Annotated in this window: 13 protein-coding genes; all 13 read left to right on the top strand. The window is 67.5% G+C overall.

All coding sequences use genetic code 11. From position 1 onward, the window contains the following. The first annotated feature begins 1 nt into the window (after window position 1). Window positions 2–1,534, top strand: coding sequence for an acyl-CoA ligase (AMP-forming), exosortase A system-associated (locus FHR22_RS14340; protein ID WP_166944010.1), 1,533 nt, complete (start codon window positions 2–4; stop codon window positions 1,532–1,534). Beyond that, the gene (locus FHR22_RS14335) at window positions 1,531–2,760 is read left to right on the top strand and encodes a pyridoxal-dependent decarboxylase, exosortase A system-associated (protein WP_166944007.1); all 1,230 of its coding nucleotides are present in this window, start codon (window positions 1,531–1,533) and stop codon (window positions 2,758–2,760) included. Before FHR22_RS14340 ends, FHR22_RS14335 begins: the two co-directional genes overlap by 4 nt. A gap of 173 nt (window positions 2,761–2,933) precedes the next feature. Beyond that, window positions 2,934–3,590 (top strand): XrtA/PEP-CTERM system exopolysaccharide export protein, encoded by a 657-nt coding sequence (locus FHR22_RS14330; protein ID WP_166944005.1) that lies wholly within the window; start codon window positions 2,934–2,936, stop codon window positions 3,588–3,590. A gap of 51 nt (window positions 3,591–3,641) precedes the next feature. Next, a complete protein-coding gene (locus FHR22_RS14325; RefSeq protein WP_166944003.1) occupies window positions 3,642–5,189 on the top strand; it encodes an XrtA system polysaccharide chain length determinant in 1,548 nt (515 codons plus the stop codon). Between the two features lie 17 nt (window positions 5,190–5,206). Continuing rightward, window positions 5,207–6,220 carry a P-loop NTPase gene (locus FHR22_RS14320; RefSeq protein WP_166944001.1) on the top strand — a complete coding sequence of 338 codons (1,014 nt, stop codon included), beginning with the start codon at window positions 5,207–5,209 and terminating at the stop codon, window positions 6,218–6,220. Beyond that, complete coding sequence (locus FHR22_RS14315) at window positions 6,217–7,938, top strand: hypothetical protein (protein ID WP_166943999.1); 1,722 nt, start codon at window positions 6,217–6,219, stop codon at window positions 7,936–7,938. Before FHR22_RS14320 ends, FHR22_RS14315 begins: the two co-directional genes overlap by 4 nt. A 33-nt stretch (window positions 7,939–7,971) precedes the next feature. Beyond that, window positions 7,972–9,387: an XrtA/PEP-CTERM system-associated ATPase gene (locus FHR22_RS14310; protein ID WP_166943997.1), complete on the top strand. Its 1,416-nt coding sequence runs from the start codon at window positions 7,972–7,974 to the stop codon at window positions 9,385–9,387. A gap of 42 nt (window positions 9,388–9,429) precedes the next feature. After that, window positions 9,430–10,290 carry an XrtA system polysaccharide deacetylase gene (locus tag FHR22_RS14305; protein WP_166943995.1) on the top strand — a complete coding sequence of 287 codons (861 nt, stop codon included), beginning with the start codon at window positions 9,430–9,432 and terminating at the stop codon, window positions 10,288–10,290. Between the two features lie 17 nt (window positions 10,291–10,307). Next, window positions 10,308–11,354 (top strand): FemAB family XrtA/PEP-CTERM system-associated protein, encoded by a 1,047-nt coding sequence (locus FHR22_RS14300; protein ID WP_166944712.1) that lies wholly within the window; start codon window positions 10,308–10,310, stop codon window positions 11,352–11,354. After that, a complete protein-coding gene (locus FHR22_RS14295; RefSeq protein WP_166943993.1) occupies window positions 11,354–12,559 on the top strand; it encodes a TIGR03087 family PEP-CTERM/XrtA system glycosyltransferase in 1,206 nt (401 codons plus the stop codon). The genes FHR22_RS14300 and FHR22_RS14295 overlap by 1 nt, the downstream gene beginning before the upstream one ends. Further along, window positions 12,556–14,070 (top strand): exosortase A, encoded by a 1,515-nt coding sequence (gene xrtA, locus FHR22_RS14290; RefSeq protein WP_166943991.1) that lies wholly within the window; start codon window positions 12,556–12,558, stop codon window positions 14,068–14,070. Before FHR22_RS14295 ends, xrtA begins: the two co-directional genes overlap by 4 nt. Before the next feature lie 11 nt (window positions 14,071–14,081). Next, window positions 14,082–15,977 (top strand): XrtA/PEP-CTERM system amidotransferase, encoded by a 1,896-nt coding sequence (locus FHR22_RS14285; protein WP_166943989.1) that lies wholly within the window; start codon window positions 14,082–14,084, stop codon window positions 15,975–15,977. Between the two features lie 85 nt (window positions 15,978–16,062). Further along, window positions 16,063–16,767: a helix-turn-helix domain-containing protein gene (locus FHR22_RS14280; protein WP_166943987.1), complete on the top strand. Its 705-nt coding sequence runs from the start codon at window positions 16,063–16,065 to the stop codon at window positions 16,765–16,767. The last annotated feature ends 144 nt before the right edge of the window (window positions 16,768–16,911 follow it).

Below are 16,911 nucleotides of genomic sequence, written 5' to 3'. Positions count from 1 at the left end.
CATGACCAAAGACGAAAAATCGCCCTCGCATCCGATCGACCATCTCGCCCGTCGCGGCGCGCCGGATACGGCTGCGCTGCTGATCGGTGACCGTATCACGACATTCGCCGAACTGGATGCCAGCGTTGGCCGGCTTGCGTCGTGGCTGCTCGAACAGGCCGGCGGGCCGGGCGAGCGGGTTGCGAGCTGGAGCGCGAAGACGAGAGTAGCTTGCCTGATGCCGCTTGCCGCAGCGCGCGCGGGGCTGATCCATGTGCCGGTCAATCCGCTGCTCAAGGGGCCGCAGGTCGCGCATATCCTGGCGGACAGCGGCGCGAAACTGCTGGTCACCAACAGCTCGCGCGCCGGCATGCTGGGCGATGCGCGGCCGGCCGAATGCGCGGTGCAGGATTTGAAGATCGCCGAAGAGGTGATCGATTCGGGCGGCGAGGGGTTGCCACCCTCGATGGCCGAGCCCGACGATCTGGCGGCGATCCTTTACACCAGCGGGTCGACCGGGCGGCCGAAGGGCGTGATGCTGAGCCACGCCAATTTGTGGCTGGGGGCGGAAAGCGTCGCTTCCTATCTGAAACTGACCCCCGATGATCGCGTCCTCGCGGTGCTGCCGCTGAGCTTTGATTATGGGCAGAACCAGCTGTTTTCGACCTGGCACGCCGGGGGGGCGGTGGCGCCGCTCGATTATCTCACGCCGCGCGATGTCGTGAAGGCGGTGGCGCGGCACGGCGCGACGACGCTGGCCGGGGTGCCGCCCCTGTGGGTGCAACTCGTCGAAAGCGAATGGCCTCGCGAAGCCGCCGGCCTGCTGCGGCGGCTGACGAACAGCGGCGGGGCGCTGACGCCGTCGCTGATCGATGCGATGCGCGCGACCTTCCCCCATGCCGACATCTACCCGATGTACGGGCTGACCGAGGCGTTCCGGTCGACCTATCTCGATCCGAAATATGTCGCCGACCATCCGACCTCGATGGGCCGCGCGATCCCGCATGCCGAGATATTGATATGCCGCCCCGACGGGACGATCACCGCCGACGAGGAGCCTGGCGAACTTGTTCATTGCGGGCCGCTGGTCGCCAAGGGCTATTGGCAGGACGCCGAGCGGACGGCGCAGCGTTTCAAACCGGCGCCGCGCGCGTCGCAATATGGCGGGATGGCGGTGTGGTCGGGCGACACGGTGCGCCGCGACGCCAATCATCTGCTCTATTTCGTCGGCCGCGACGATGCGATGATCAAGACCGCGGGCAACCGCGTCAGCCCGACCGAGGTCGAGGATGTCGCGGTGGCGTCGGGGCTGATTTATGAAGGGGTGGCGTTTGGGGTGGCCGACGCGCGGCTGGGCGCCGCGATCGTCCTGATCGTGCGCGGCAAGGGCGGCGTCGCCGACGAGGAAGGGCTGGCGGCTTATCTACGCCAGAACCTGCCCAATTTCATGCAGCCGCAGACGATCGAATGGCGGGGCGAACTGCCGCGCAATCCCAATGGCAAGCTCGACCGCGTGGCGATCGCGGCCGACTGGGTGCCGCAGGTGACGGCATGAAGCCGCACGGCCCGATCCCGCCCGGCTTTGCCGCCGACGACGACGGCATGCTGCTGATCGGCGGCGACCGCGCCGAGGCGCTGGTCGATGCGGCGGGTGACACGCCTTTGTTCGTCTATGACAGCGCCATGCTGGCGGCGCGCGTTGCCGAGTGGCGCGCGGCGATGCCGGATGCGGTGCAGCTTCATTATGCGATGAAGGCCAACCCCTATGCGCCGCTGCTCGCCTATATGGCGGGGCTGGTCGACGGGTTCGACGTCGCGTCGGGCGGCGAACTCAAGGCCGCGCTCGGCAGCGGCGTGGCGGCCGCACACATCAGCTTTGCGGGGCCCGGCAAGCGCGACCGCGAACTCGAAGCGGCGATTTCAGCCGGTGCGACGCTCAACCTCGAATCGGCGGGCGAAGCCGAACGGGCGCTGTCGATCGGCGCGCGGCTGGGCCTCACCCCGCGGCTTGCGGTGCGGGTCAATCCCGACTTCGACCTCAAGGGATCGGGGATGAAGATGGGCGGCGGGGCCAAGCCGTTCGGGGTCGATGCCGACGCGGTGCCGGGGCTGGTACGGCGTCTGCGGGATGCTGGCGCCGATTGGCAGGGTTTCCATATTTTCGCGGGATCGCAGGCGCTTGACGCCGATGCGATCGCCGAGACGCAGGCGCAGACGGTCGCGCTCGCGGCGCGGCTGGCGAACGCGATCGGCGCGACGCCGCCGCTCGTCAATCTGGGCGGCGGAATGGGGGTGCCTTATTTCCCGGGCGACAAGGCGGTTGATGCCGCCGCGGTCGGCGCGGCGCTTGCGGAGACGTTGGCGGAGCGCGATCCGGTGCTGGGCGAAAGCCGTTTCGCCATGGAACTCGGCCGCTGGCTGGTCGCCGAAGCCGGCGTCTATCTGATGCGAATTGTCGACCGCAAGGTCAGCCACGGCGAGACCTTCCTCGTCACCGACGGCGGACTGCACCATCAACTTGCCGCGAGCGGGAATTTCGGCACGGTGATTCGGCGCAACTATCCGATTGCGGTCGCGAACCGGTTCGGCGGTGAACCGGCCGAAACCGTGTCGGTGGTCGGCTGTCTGTGCACTCCGCTCGACCGGCTGGGCGACCAGGTCGCGCTGCCGCGTGCCGATGCCGGCGATCTGATCGCGCTGTTCCAGGCCGGCGCCTATGGCGCTTCGGCGAGCCCCGCGACCTTCCTGGGACAGGGACCGGCGCGCGAAATGCTGGTCTGACTATGACAATTATGTGTCAATACGGCACAAGATGCGACGAGTGCGGTCCAAACTTATCCCAATACTAACGGTATGTTCACCCTTTTCGAGCATGGCTTATCCTGACGCAATGGCTGTCGTGGTAGGGGGAACCCTTCGGCGACGGGGCCAGCCGCTCGAAAGGTGACACGAATATGGCTTGCTTCTCCCCGCTTGGTGCCGCGCGCGCGGCCCTGCTTTCCGGCATCGCCGCGACCGCATTGACGGGGTGCGCGGGCGGTGTCGGCAGCGCGCCGCAGCTGCCGAGCGCCAGCTTTGTCGCGAACCAGGAAGGTCCGGGCGAGGAATATATCATTGGGCCGCTCGACGAGCTGCAGATCTTTGTGTGGCGCAACCCCGAACTGGGCGGCAAGGTGCAGGTTCGCCCCGACGGGCGGATCACCACGCCGCTGATCACCGACATGCCCGCGGTCGGCAAGACCCCGACGATGCTGCAGCAGGATATCAAGCTCCAGCTCAGCCAATATATCACCGATCCGATCGTCAGCGTCATCGTCACCAGTTTCCAGAGCACCTTCTCGCAGCAGGTGCGCGTCGTCGGCGCGACCGAAAAGCCGGCGTCGATTCCCTATCGCGCCAATATGACCGTGCTCGATGCGATGATTGCAGTCGGCGGGCTGGGCGAATATGCGGCGGGGAACAAGGCGCGGCTCGTCCGCTACGACAAGGGCAGCGGCAAGCAGCACGAATATGGGCTGCGGCTCAACGACCTGATCAAGCGCGGCGATGTGAAGGCCAACGTCCGGTTGCAGCCGGGCGACGTGATCATCATCCCCGAAAGCATGTTCTGACGCGGACGGCCGCGCCAACCCGACGCAACCCCCAAGGACTGACCCCGACCCATGAACAGCCTCTACGACGAATTCCGGGTGGCGCTGCACAGCGTCTGGACGCGCCGCTGGCTCGTGCTGGGCGTCGCGTGGGGGATTTGCATCCTGGGCTGGCTGGCGATCGCGTCGATCCCGAACCGTTATGATTCGCGCGCGCGCCTGCTCGTCGACGTCAATCAGATCCTGCCCGACGATGCGCAGGCAGGCTCGTTCGGCGACCGCCAGCAGATCGACCAGATCCGCGAAACGCTGACCAGCGCGCGCAATCTGGAGAAGGTCGCGATCACCACCGGCCTGCTTCCCGCCGGCGCCGGCGAACGTGAAAAGGCCGGCGCGGTCGCGATGCTGCAAAAGAATATCAAGGTCGTTCCGCAGCAGGACAAGATTTTCGAAATCACGTCGAGCGTCGGGGTCGGCAGCCTGTCCGACGCCGATAATGCCAAGCTTGCGTCGGGCGTGCTCGACAGCCTGATCACCGTGTTTCGCGACGACCAGCTGCGCGGCGGCCGGATGAATGCGCGCGAGGGGATGAAGTTCCTCGATTCGCAGATCGCCGATCGCGAAAAGGCGCTGCGCGAAGTCGAAGCGCGCCGTGCGGCGTTCGAGGCGCAGAATATCGGCCTGATCCCGGGCGGCGCCGGATCGCCGGCGCAGCGCGTCGATGCGGCGCGCGCCGAACTGAACCAGATCGATTCGCAGCTTGTTTCGGCGCAGGCACAACTTGCCGCGGCGAACGGCCAGATGGCGACGACCCCGGCGACGATCAACGTCCCCGGCATGGGCGGCGTCGGCGGCGGTGTCGCGCGCCAGCAGCTGGCGGGCGCGCAGGGCGAACTGTCTGCCATGCATGCCCGCGGCCTGACCGACGCGCACCCCGACGTCATCGCGCTGAAGAGCCAGATCGCGTCGTTGAAGGCGATGGCCGATCGCGAGGGCACCGGCGGCGGGGGCGGCGGCAACGCCCAGAACCCCGCCTATCAGACGCTGTCGGCGATGCGCGCCGAGCGGCAGGCAACGGTAAGCGCGCTGTCGTCGCGCAAGGCGCAGCTGACCGGCGACATCGCCAAGATCACGACGCAGCAGATCCAGAACCCCGGCATCGCGGCCGAATATGACCGGATCAACGGCGAATATACGGCGTTCAAGGCGCAATATGACAAGCTGCTCGGCCAGCGCGAACAGGTACGCCTGCGCGGCCAGGTGCAGACCGAAACCGACGCGATCAAGGTCGAATTGCTCGATCCGCCGTCGAAACCGACGAGCCCCGCGGCGCCCAACCGGCCGCTGTTCCTGACGCTCGTGCTGTTCGCGGGCATCGGCGGCGGTATTGGCGCCGCCTTCGCGCTCGCGCAGGTGCGCACCAGCTATGCGACCGCGGCGAAGCTCGAACGCGCCAGCGGGCTGCCGGTGATCGGATCGATCACCGAGGTGGTGACGCCCGAACGCCATGTCGAACGCAAGAAACGCCTGGTGTGGCTTGCGGGCGGGGGCGGTGCGCTGGTCGGGCTCTATGCCTTGCTGCTTGTCGCCGAATTCATCCAGCGCGGCATGGTCGCGTGACGGGGGACAAGAAGAAGATGACCGACCAACGCCCCGTCAAGCGCCCTCCCTCGCTGCTCGAACGCGCTGCCGACATGTTCGGCATCGATCCCGCGGCCAATGCGCCGACGATCGACGTATCGAACCTGCCGCCCGAACCCGCGAAAAGAGCGAAGAAGGTCAAGGACGAGCCGAAGATCGAGACGCCCGCCGCCGAAATCCTCGAACCCGAGGCGCCCGCCGTCGATCCCGCACCGGTCAAGCCGTCGGCGCGAAAGGACATCGCGCGCGCCGCCCCGGCGATCGTACCGACGCGGCAGGGGCGGATCGACCGCGACCGCCTGGCGGCGCGCGGGATGATCGTGCCCGGTGCGCCGGTGACGGGCATTTCCGAAGAATATCGCATCGTGAAGCGCGAGATTATCCGCAATTTCGCGGGAACCGCGAACCGCCCGGTCGTGCCGCGCGGCCACCGCGTGCTGATCGCATCGGCGAACCCGGGCGAAGGCAAGACCTTCTCGGCGGTCAATCTGGCGCTCAGCCTAGCGGTCGAGGCCGATCACGACGTACTGCTGATCGACGCCGACATTGCGAAGCCGAGCGTGCTCCAAACGCTGGGGCTGGAAGACGGCCCGGGGCTGATGGACGCGCTGGCCGATCCGTTGCTGCCGCTCGGCGACTGCATGATCCAGACCGACATCGCGGGGCTGAAGGTGATGCCGGCGGGGATGCAGCATATGCACGACACCGAACTGCTCGCCTCGGCGCGGACCGAGACGCTGCTCGCGCAGCTCGAAGCGGGGGCGCCGGGCCGGATCCTGATCCTCGATTCGCCGCCGGTGCTCGCGGCGTCGCCCGCGGCGGTGCTCGCCGGGCATGTCGGCCAGCTGATCATGGTCGTGCGCGCCGACGAAACGCTCGAATCGGCGCTGCGCGACGCGATCGGGCTGATGGGCGCGTGCCCGCATATCCAGCTGCTCCTCAACGGAGTGAAATATTCGCCGGGCGGCCGCCGCTTCGGCACCTATTATGGACAGGGAGGCGCGTCATGATGCGCACCGAGACCAGCATGCGTTATATGGGGACGCTTGCCGCGTTGCTGCTCGCCGGGACGGCGACGGGCGCGCACGCACAATTTTCGGGTGATTCCGGCCAGGGCGGCGGCGATGCGCCGTCGGCGGGTGCGCCTGCCGCGTCGGGAAGCGAAGGCGGGCGCAGCGAGGCGCGCGCCGAACGCCGCCGGGCGCAGAAGCAGGTGAACATCAGCCCCTATCTGGAGGTCGGGCAGGTGCTGACCGCCGATCTGAAGGGCGATGGCGACGTGCTGACCTATACGACGCTCGCCGCCGGGGTCGATGCGTCGATCGTGACGCGCCGCGCCGAACTCGCGGGCAGCGTCCGTTATGAATATCGCATCGGCGAATCGGGCGGGCTCGGCAATTCAAGCTCGCTGAGCGGTCTTGTGCGCGGCCGGCTTGAAGCGGCGCGCGGGCTCAATCTCGAAGCGGGGGCGCTCGCGACGCGGACGCGCGCCGACGGTTATGGCGGCGACAACAGCGTTTTCCTCGGCGACGGCACCAACACCGCCAACCTCTATTCGATCTATGCCGGCCCGACCTTTGCGCGGCGCATCGGCGGGCTCGATGTCGGTGCGGGCTATCGTTTCGGCTATACCAAGATCGACGTCGACGACCCGGTGCTTCCGGGGGTGACGTCGCAGGATATTTTCGACAGCTCGACGAACCATGTCGCCTGGGCGAGCGTCGGCGCAAAGCCCGGCGACCTGCCGTTCGGCTGGCAGGTGTCGGGCGGCTATGAGCGCGAGGACGTCAACCAGCTCGATCAGCGGTACGAGGGCAAATTTGCCCGCGCCGACGTGACGGTGCCAATCGGGCCGACGCTGGCGCTGCTCGGCGGCGTTGGCTATGAGGATATCGAGATCAGCCAGCGCGATCCGGTGGTCGACGCGAACGGGGTGCCGGTGCGCGACGGCAACGGCCGCTTTATCACCGACACGTCGAAACCGCGCCAGCTGTCGTTCGATACCGACGGGCTGATCTGGGACGCCGGCGTGATGTGGCAGCCGAACCGCCGCATGGCGCTGACCGCCAAGGTTGGGCGCCGTTATGGCGACACCATCTATACCGGCAGCTTCACCTATCGTGCCAACCATGCGACGAGCTTCCAGGTCGGTGTCTATGACGGGCTGTCGAGCTTCGCGCGCGGCATGTCGAGCGGACTCGCGTCGCTGCCGACGCAGTTCGACCCGACCCGCAACCCCGTCGACGGCAGCATCAACCCCTGCGTGTTCGGCGATCAGGGCGGCGGTTGCCTTGCCAACCAGCTCGGCAACACGACCACCGCGCAGTTCCGCAACCGCGGCATCCAGGCGGTGCTGTCGTCGCGTCTCGGCGGCTGGAACTACGGCGTCGGCGCCGGCTATGATCGCCGCCGACTGTTGCTGCCCGGCCTGTCGGCGATTTCCGACCTCAACGGCATCATCGACGAGAATTATTATCTCTTCATCTCGGCCGGCCGCCAGATCGACCGCGATTCGGACATCACGCTGCAGGCCTATGCCAGCTATTTCGACAATGGTTCGCCGGGCGCCGCCAATGTTCAGTCGGCGGGCGTCTCGGCCGCCTATTCGCGGCGGCTGTGGCGCGGCCTGACCGGTCATGCCGCGGCCAGCCTGACCGCGTTCGACCAGGAAGGCTTCAACAGCGAACTCATCGGATCGGCGCTCGTCGGGATGCGTTACAGCTTCTGATCCGGATAAGGCGACAAGAACAGGGATTTTGCGATGTACGATCAGTTTTATGGCTTCACCGGACGCCCGTTCCAGCTGACGCCCGACCCGCATTTCTATTTCGAAAGCGGCACGCATCGCAAGGCGATGTCCTATCTTGGCTATGGCCTGGCGCAGGGCGAAGGCTTCATCGTCATCACCGGCGACGTCGGCGCGGGCAAGACGACGCTGGTCGGGCATTTGATGAATACGATCGACCCCAATCGCCTGACCGCGGTCAAGCTGGTGTCGACGCAGGTCGAGGGCGACGACCTGCTCCGCCTGGTCGCCGAACAGTTCGGGCTGGAATGGGAAACCGAAAGCAAGGCCGAACTGCTGCGCTCGATGGAGCAATATCTGCGCGAACAGGCGCGCGCCGGTCGCCGCACGCTGCTGATCGTCGACGAGGGGCAGAATCTTGCGATCTCGGCGCTCGAAGAATTGCGCATGCTGTCGAACTTCCAGCTTGGCGGCCATTCGCTGCTGCAGATTTTCCTGCTCGGCCAGCCCGAGTTTCGCCAGACCCTGTTCCATTCGCCGACGCTTGAGCAACTGCGCCAGCGCGTGATCGCGACGCACCACCTCGACCCGATGGAGCCCGAGGAAATCGAACCCTATATTCTCCACCGCCTCGGCAAGGTCGGCTGGAACGGCAACCCCAGCTTCAGCCCCGACGCCTTCGAGGAAATCTTCGATTACAGCGCGGGCGTGCCGCGCAAGCTGAACGTGCTGGTCAGCCGCCTGCTGCTTTACGGCGCGGTCGAGCAGATGAACCGCATTACCGGCCAGCAGGTCCGCTCGGTCGTTGCCGAGATCGAGGCCGATCGCGGCATCGACGAAGCGGCGCTGGCACCGGTGCCGGTCGCGGATGTCGTCGCGCACGCCGCGGTCGCCGCCGCGCCGGTCGCTGCCGCCGTAGCGCCGGAACCGGTCGTCGCGGACGAGGCCGCCGATGGCGAGGCGCCGCTCGAATGGCCGCGGGCGGCCGCCGTCTATGACGCGGCGCCGGTCGCGGACGAACGTCCGCCCTTTGCCGGTCCCGTCGGGCTTGCACACCAACAGGCCGAACCCGCCGTCACCTTGACGCCGCACAGCAGCCCCAGCTTCGCCGAAGCGCGGTCGCTGGTCGCCGAACAATTGGGCATCGCGCCCGCCGCGGCGTCGGTCGAGGTCGAAGCGGCTGTGCCCGGCGACGCCGCCGACGTGTTCGAACTGGCCGCCGAAACGGCCGTCGAGGCGCCCGCCGAACCCGCAGCGGCGATCGATGCCGAGCATTTCGCGGCGCTGCAGCAGCAGATCGCAAGTCTCGAAACGCGGCTGGTCGAACAGGATGCCGCGTTGCGCCGCGTACTTGATTTGCTCATCGAATGGGTCGAACGCGATCCGGAGAATGCGCCCAACCCGACAACGTCGCAGGTGTGGGCGGCTTGACGGTCGGTTGTCGTCCATCCGGGGCGCTGAAGGTGACGAACGATGCAGAACGGCCTGTCGGTCGATGTCGAGGACTGGTTCCAGGTCGGCGCCTTTGAGCGCTCGATCGACCGCGACGACTGGCCCAGCCTCGAATGCCGCGTCGAGGCGAATTGCGATGCGGTGCTGCGGCTATTCGACGAAGCCGGGGTCAAGGGCACCTTCTTCACGCTCGGCTGGGTCGCCGAACGCTATCCGGCGCTGATCGGGCGGATCGTCGCGGCGGGGCACGAACTCGCAAGCCATGGCTATGACCATAAGCGGGTGTTCACCCTGACCGCGGCCGAATTTGCCGCCGACCTCCAGAAGACGCAGGCGATCCTCGAGGATATCGGCGGCACGCCGGTGCGCGGCTACCGCGCCCCCAGCTTTTCGGTCGATCATCGCACGCCATGGGCGCATGCAGTGCTCGCCGAACAGGGCTACGCCTATTCGTCGAGTGTCGCGCCGGTGGTCCACGACCATTATGGCTGGCCCGCGAGCCCGCGTCACGCGTGGCGCCCGCTGGCCGACAGCGCTCTCGTCGAATGGCCGGTCACCACCGCGCGTATCGCCGGGCGGACGCTGGCGGCGGGGGGCGGGGGCTTCATGCGCCTCTTGCCCTATGGTTTCACGCGCTGGGCGATCGCGCGGATGAATGCCGAAGGCCATCCGGCGATCCTCTATTTCCACCCGTGGGAAATCGACCCCGGCCAGCCGCGCGTCGCCGATGCACCGCTGAAATCGAAAATACGCCATTACAGTGGCTTGTCGGTCATGGCTGGCAAGTTGAAGAAACTGCTTGGGGACTTTGAATGGACGCGTGCCGATGCGCTGGCGCCGGCGCAGCAGCAGCGCGCCCAGCCGTGGCGCGCGGCGGCGTGAATGCGCCGACGCTCCCGATGAAGGGCGGTTTTTCCGGCGCGCCGCTATCCGACGCGGCGGCGTGGGACGCCTATGTCGCGGCGCACCCGCAAGCGACGCCGTTTCACAGCCGCGCGTGGTGCGAGGCGATCACCAAAGCCACCGGGCATCGCTGCCACCTCGTCACCGCGCGCGATGCGAGCGGGGCGCTGACCGGCATCCTCCCGCTCCACCATGTTCGTTCGCCGCTGTTCGGGCAGGCGCTGGTCGGCAGCGGCTTTGCCGTCGATGGCGGCATCCTTGCCGACGATGCGGCGGTCGCCGCGACGCTGGCAAACGGCGCGGCGGAAATGGCGCGGTCGCTCGGCGTGCCGTCGGTCGAACTGCGCGGCGGACCGCAGCCCGGGGGCGAAGGCTGGCATCGCGAGGAAGGCGTTTATGCGGGTTTCGCGCGCGATCTCGCGGCCGACGACGATGCCGAACTGCTGGCGATCCCGCGCAAGCAGCGCGCCGAGGTGCGCAAGGTGCTGGAAAGCGGGCTGACGGTGACCACCGGCAGCGATGCCGCCGAACGCCGCGACCAGTATCGCATCTATGCGACGAGCGTGCGCAATCTCGGCACGCCGGTGTTTCCCAGAAAACTGTTCGACGCCGTGCTCGATGCGTTCGGCGGCGATGCCGACATCTTGACGGTGCGCAAGGACGGGCAGGCGGTCGCCAGCGTGCTGAGCCTGTACTGGCGCGGTACGGTCATGCCCTATTGGGGCGGCGGACTGGCCGAAGCGCGGGGGCTGCGTGCCAACGAACTCATGTATTTCGCGTTGATGCGCCATGCGCGCGCGAAGGGCTGTGCCCGCTTCGATTTCGGGCGGTCAAAGGTCGGCACGGGCCCGTATAGTTACAAGAAAAACTGGGGTTTCGAACCGCAGCCGCGCGTCTATGCGCGCTGGCTGGCGCCCGGTGAGACGCCGCGCGACACCAATCCGAACAGCGCCAGATATCGCCTTCAGGTCGACCTCTGGAAAAAGCTGCCGCTATGGGCGGCGAACCGCATCGGTCCGCTGATCGCCCGCGGATTGGGGTGATGGCAAACATCCTGTTTCTGGTGCATCGCGCGCCATGGCCGCCCGACCGCGGCGACCGGATCCGCAGCTGGCATATGTTCGAGGCGCTGGCCAGGCTGGCGCCGGTGCATGTCGCGGCACTGGCCGACGATGCCGAGGATGCGGCGACGGCTCGCGATAAAATGGCGCCGCTTTGCAAGAGCCTGGCGATCGAAGTGCGCGATGTCTCGCGGCCGCTCGCGCTCGCCCAGGCGGTGCTCTGCGGCGAGCCGGTGTCGAACCGGCTGTTCCGGAACGCGGCGCTGGCGCGGCACGTCGACGCGCTGGTTGCGCGCGGCAGGATCACCCATATCGTCGCCTTTTCGGGGCAGATGGCGCAATATCTGCCCGCCGGTTTCCGCGGCCCGGTGATCATGGATTTCGTCGATGTCGATTCGGCCAAGTTCGCCACCTATGCCGAGCAGGACAAGCGCCAGCCGCTGAACTGGGTGCACCGGCGCGAAGCCGAAAAGCTGGGCGCCTATGAAGCCGATGTCGCGCGCAGGGTCGATGCCAGCCTGTTCGTCAGCGAGGCGGAGGCGGCGCTGTTTCGGGCGCAGAGCGGGCTCGGTGCAGATAAGGTGCAAGCGGTCGAGAATGGCATCGATACAGCGAAGTTCGATCCGGCGCTGACGTTCGATCGGGCCGGGACCGGGGGCGGGCCGCTCGCGGTGTTCACCGGCCAGATGGATTACCGCCCCAATATCGATGCGGTGCGCTGGTTCGCCGCCGACGTCCTGCCGCTGATCCGCACGCGCCACCCGGCGGCGCGCTTCGCGATCGTCGGCCGCGCGCCGACCGACGAAGTGCGCGGGCTCGAGAAGCAGCCGGGGGTGATCGTGACGGGCGAGGTGCCCGACGTGCGGCCGTGGCTGGCGGCCGCCGATGCCGTCGTCGCGCCGCTGTTGCTCGCGCGGGGGGTGCAGAACAAGCTGCTCGAAGCGATGGCGATGGCGCGCCCGGTCGTTGCGAGCGGCGCCGCAGCCACGGGAATCGATGCGGTGCCGGGCGAGCATCTGCTCGTCGCCGACGATGCGGCGGCGATGGCGGCGGCAGTCGGCAAGCTGTTCGACGATCCTGCGGCGGCAGCGGCGATGGGCGCCGCGGCACGCGCGCGGATGATCGCACGCTATGGCTGGGATGCGCGCCTGGCGCCGCTCGGTTCCCTGCTGGGGCTCGCCGGATGACCCCGTCGCTCAGCCTCTCGCATCCCAAAAGCTGGTCGCTGTGGCAGCGGCATCTCGTCGCGCTTGGCCTGCTCGCCGCGGCGATCCTGACGCTGTTCCACCGCGACGCTGCCGATATGGCGGCGATCTGGTGGACCAGCTCGACCTTCACCCATTGCCTGCTGATGGTGCCGATGATCGGCTGGCTGGTGTCGCAGCGCGTGCCGCAGCTGAAGGCGCTGACCCCCGCCTGTTGGTGGCCGGCGCTCGTCTGGCTGGCGGGCGCGGGGACCGTCTGGCTGGTCGGCGAGGCGGCCGGGGTCGGGTTGTTCCGGCAGGTCGGGCTGGTTCTGATGCTGCAGGGCGCGGTCGCGGCGACGCTGGGCGGAAAGCTCGTCCGCGCGCTGCTGTTTCCGCTCTGCTATGCGCTGCTGCTGGTGCCGTTCGGCGAGGAGCTGGTGCCGCTGCTCCAGACCTTCACCGCAAGGATCAGCGTCGTCCTGCTCCATATGTCGGGGATCGCCGCTGAAATGCAGGGGGTGTTCGTCACCACCAAGGCGGGCTTCTTCGAGGTCGCCGAGGAATGTTCGGGGGTCAATTTCCTGATCGCGATGCTCGCCTATTCGGTGTTCGCGGCGCATCTGTGTTTCCGCAGCTGGACGCGGCGGATCGTCTTTGTCGTGCTCGCGCTGGTAACGACGATCATCGCCAACGCGCTGCGCGCCTATGGCACGATGGTCGCCGCCGACATCTGGGGGATCGAGGCGGCGGGGGGCATCGACCATATCTTCTATGGCTGGATATTCTTCGGGCTCGTCATCCTGGCCGTGATGTTCGTTGCGTGGCGCTGGTTCGACCGGCCGGCGAACGATGCGGCGATCGACGTCCGCGGCCTCGACGGCCTGCCGCGCTTTGCCGGTTCGGCGCGCGCGGTGCTGCCTGCGGCCTTCGCGCTGCTGCTGGCCTTTGCCGGCTGGGCCGCGCTCGTCGGCGGCCGGTCGGCACCGCTGGCCGGAACGATGGCGGTCGACGCGCCGCGCGGCTGGGCCGAGACGCTGGCGAACGGGACGCCGTGGGCGCCACGCTATGATGGCGCCGATGAGCGGCTGATGCGGCATTTCGTCGATGCAAAAGGGAGGCGCGTGACCGTCGCGATCGGCGGTTATGAGCGGCAGGCCGAGGGGCGCGAGGTCGTCGCCTTCGGGCAGGGGGCGGTCGACCTGCAAAGCAGATGGGCATGGAGCGCGGCGCTCGCGCCCGTCGATGGCGCGAAGACCGAGCGGTTGCTCCACCCCGGCCCGGTGCTGCGCGACGCCGCGACCTGGTATGTCGTCGGCGGCGAGGCGAGCGGAAGCCCGCGCCGCGCCAAGCTGGCGGGATTGAAAGCGCGGCTGTTCGGCGGCGATCCGCGCGCGCTGTCGCTGATCGTGTCGAGCGAGGCGGGGCAGGGCGGGCGCGATGCGATCGCCGATTTCGTTGCCGCGTCGGGCGGGGCGCAAGCAATGGCTGACCGCGCGCTCGAAACGCGTTAGGAGCGGTCCATATGTGTGGGATCGCAGGCATCTATCATCTCGAAACGGCGAAGCCGGTCGACCCGGCACGGCTGCGCGCGATGCTGCAGCCGATGGCGCACCGCGGCCCCGACGGCACCGGCGAATGGACGGCGCCCGGCGTCGGGCTGGGCCATCTGCGGCTGTCGATCATCGATATCGAGGGCAGCCTGCAGCCGATGGCGAGCGACGACGAGGCGGTGACGCTCACCTATAATGGCGAAATCTATAATTTCCGTGAGCTGCGCGCCGAGCTGGAAGATCGCGGCTATCGCTTCCGTACCACGGGTGACACCGAGGTTATCATCGCGGCGTGGCGGCAGTGGGGGGTCGAATGCCTGTCGCGGCTCAATGGCATGTTCGCGTTCGCGATCCACGATCATGCGCGCGGCTGCCTGTTTCTCGCGCGCGACCGGCTGGGGGTCAAACCGCTTCACCATGCGCGGCTGTCCGACGGGTCGGTGGCCTTCGCATCGGAACTGAAGGGGCTGCTGCGACATCCCCTGTTGCGGCAGGAAGCCAATCTCGCCGCGATCGAGGATTTCCTCGCGCTCGGCTATGTTCCCGACGACAATTGTATCGTCGCGGGGGTCCAGAAATTGCCGGCGGGCCATTATCTGCTGCTCGAACGCGGCAAGCCGGTGCCCGCGCCGACGCGCTGGTGGGCGCCCGATTTTTCGAAGCGCATTCGGGCTTCCGAGGGCGAAGCGGCCGAGCATCTCGTCCATCTGATGCGCGCCGCGGTGACCGACCGCATGGTCGCGGATGTGCCGCTCGGCGCTTTTCTGTCGGGCGGCGTCGATTCGAGCGCGGTCGTCGCGCTGATGGCAGAGGCCAGCGCCAAGGCGGTGAAGACCTGCACGATCGGTTTCGACCAGGCGGCGCTCGACGAGACGGCCTATGCGCAGGCGATCGCCGAACGCTTCGCGACCGATCATCGCACGCGCACCGTCGCGGCGGGCGACTTCGCGCTCGTCGACCGGATCGCCGACATGTTCGACGAACCCTTTGCCGACGCCAGCGCGCTGCCGACTTATCGGGTGTGCGAACTGGCGCGTGAAGAGGTGACGGTGGCGCTTTCGGGCGACGGCGCCGACGAAGCGTTCGCGGGGTATCGCCGGCTGGTCTTCCAGCATCAGGAAGAACGGCTGCGCGGGCTGATCCCCGGCTTCATGCGCCGCGGCGTGCTGGGGCCGCTGGCGCGCGTCTGGCCGCAGATGGACTGGGCGCCGCGGCCGCTGCGCGCGCGCGCGACGCTCGCCAGCCTGTCGAAAAACGGTGCCGAAGGCTATGCCGAGGCGGTCGGCGTCACCGGCCCCGACCAGCGCGCACGATTGTTCAACGATGCCGCGAAGCATGCGCTGGGCGACCATGTCGCCGAAGCGCGCTATTGGCAAGCGATGGCCGAGGCACCGGCGCGCGAGGCGCTCGACCGCGCCCAATATGCCGACCTGATGATCTGGCTGCCCGGCGACATCCTGACCAAGACCGACCGGATGAGCATGGCGGTCAGCCTCGAGGCGCGCGAGCCTTTGCTCGACTACCGCCTGATCGAATTCGCAGCGAGCCTGCCAGCATCGATGCGGGTCAAGGGCGGGACGGGCAAGGCGATCATGAAGCAGGCGATGGAACGCTATCTGCCGCACGATATTCTCTATCGTCCTAAAATGGGGTTCGTCACCCCGGTATCGCACTGGTTTCGCGGACCGCTGGTCGATGCCGCCAAGGGCCTTGCGACATCGTCGACGCTGGCGCGGTCGGGGTGGTTCGACATGGCGGAGATCGAACGCATCGTTGCGGCGCACCAGTCCGGGCGGCGTGATCATGGCCGGTTGATCTGGCAATTCTTCATGCTCGAGAAGTCGCTGGCGAAGCTGTTCGGGATCTGATCAAGAGGGCGGCTATTGCGCTATCCAGCGATCTTTCGGCGCGCTCGCTAACCTTCTCTTAACCGGCGGACCCCAACAACCGCCTATGGCCATTTCCGGATATTTTCTTCCTTCGGCATCCGACACCGACAACCGTCATGACACGCGCCGGAAACTCAGCCTTCTGACCCGCGGCGCGCAGCATGATGGCGCCGGCATCGAGGTGGAGATCCACAATATCTCAGGCACCGGCCTATTGCTCGAAAGCGACATCAAGCTGGCGGCCGGCGATCGCATCGAAATCGAGCTTCCGCATGCCGGCGACATCAGCGCGGTCGTCATCTGGGCCAGCGGACGGCTGTTCGGTTGCCAGTTCGAAGGCCCGGTATCGCCGGCGACGCTGAGCGCCGTCGAACTCAAAAGCGCCGTGGAACCCAAGAACGCCGTGGAGCTGAAGAGTGCCGCCGGCCCGGCGCCCAGCTTCGACGAAGATATTGCGGCACCGGCGATGGACGAAAGCTTCGGCTTCCGCCTGCAGCGGCTCCGCACCACGGCCGGGCTCAGGCAGAGCGAGGTCGCCGTCCGCATGGGCGTCAGCGCGGCGTCGGTCACAAGCTGGGAAAAGGGCAGGGCGCGCCCCAAGCGCAGCAGCATGGAGAAGCTGGCCGCCATTCTCGGCGTCGAGACCGCCGACCTGCTCGACGACGCTGCGCCCGGCGGATTGCAGAAGCTGCTCGACCGCTGCCGCGAACAGATCGCGCGCGCCGTCGGCACCCGCCCCGACAGGATTCGGATCGTCGTCGAACTTTAGCGTCGAGTGAGGCGATTATATGGGTTGCAAGCCCGAGGCGCTGATATCCGCTTTGGGGTGGATTTGAGACATTCCCCTCCCTTTTAGGGAGGGGTTAGGGGTGGGTCGCGAGCGCAGCGAGCAAGAGGAAGAGCGCCGCCTTCG

This window comes from Sphingopyxis panaciterrae (assembly GCF_011762125.1).
Taxonomy (GTDB): domain Bacteria; phylum Pseudomonadota; class Alphaproteobacteria; order Sphingomonadales; family Sphingomonadaceae; genus Sphingopyxis; species Sphingopyxis panaciterrae.
Note: the sequence above shows the minus strand (reverse complement) of the source record. Positions and strands in the feature narration are given on the sequence as shown.

Excerpts from the sequence above, each read along its gene's own strand:
- FHR22_RS14340 (WP_166944010.1), top strand. The coding sequence starts at position 2 with ATGACCAAAGACGAAAAATCGCCCTCGCATCCGATCGACCATCTCGCC.
- FHR22_RS14335 (WP_166944007.1), top strand. The coding sequence starts at position 1,531 with ATGAAGCCGCACGGCCCGATCCCGCCCGGCTTTGCCGCCGACGACGAC.
- FHR22_RS14330 (WP_166944005.1), top strand. The coding sequence starts at position 2,934 with ATGGCTTGCTTCTCCCCGCTTGGTGCCGCGCGCGCGGCCCTGCTTTCC.
- FHR22_RS14325 (WP_166944003.1), top strand. The coding sequence starts at position 3,642 with ATGAACAGCCTCTACGACGAATTCCGGGTGGCGCTGCACAGCGTCTGG.
- FHR22_RS14320 (WP_166944001.1), top strand. The coding sequence starts at position 5,207 with ATGACCGACCAACGCCCCGTCAAGCGCCCTCCCTCGCTGCTCGAACGC.
- FHR22_RS14315 (WP_166943999.1), top strand. The coding sequence starts at position 6,217 with ATGATGCGCACCGAGACCAGCATGCGTTATATGGGGACGCTTGCCGCG.
- FHR22_RS14310 (WP_166943997.1), top strand. The coding sequence starts at position 7,972 with ATGTACGATCAGTTTTATGGCTTCACCGGACGCCCGTTCCAGCTGACG.
- FHR22_RS14305 (WP_166943995.1), top strand. The coding sequence starts at position 9,430 with ATGCAGAACGGCCTGTCGGTCGATGTCGAGGACTGGTTCCAGGTCGGC.
- FHR22_RS14300 (WP_166944712.1), top strand. The coding sequence starts at position 10,308 with ATGAAGGGCGGTTTTTCCGGCGCGCCGCTATCCGACGCGGCGGCGTGG.
- FHR22_RS14295 (WP_166943993.1), top strand. The coding sequence starts at position 11,354 with ATGGCAAACATCCTGTTTCTGGTGCATCGCGCGCCATGGCCGCCCGAC.
- xrtA (WP_166943991.1), top strand. The coding sequence starts at position 12,556 with ATGACCCCGTCGCTCAGCCTCTCGCATCCCAAAAGCTGGTCGCTGTGG.
- FHR22_RS14285 (WP_166943989.1), top strand. The coding sequence starts at position 14,082 with ATGTGTGGGATCGCAGGCATCTATCATCTCGAAACGGCGAAGCCGGTC.
- FHR22_RS14280 (WP_166943987.1), top strand. The coding sequence starts at position 16,063 with ATGGCCATTTCCGGATATTTTCTTCCTTCGGCATCCGACACCGACAAC.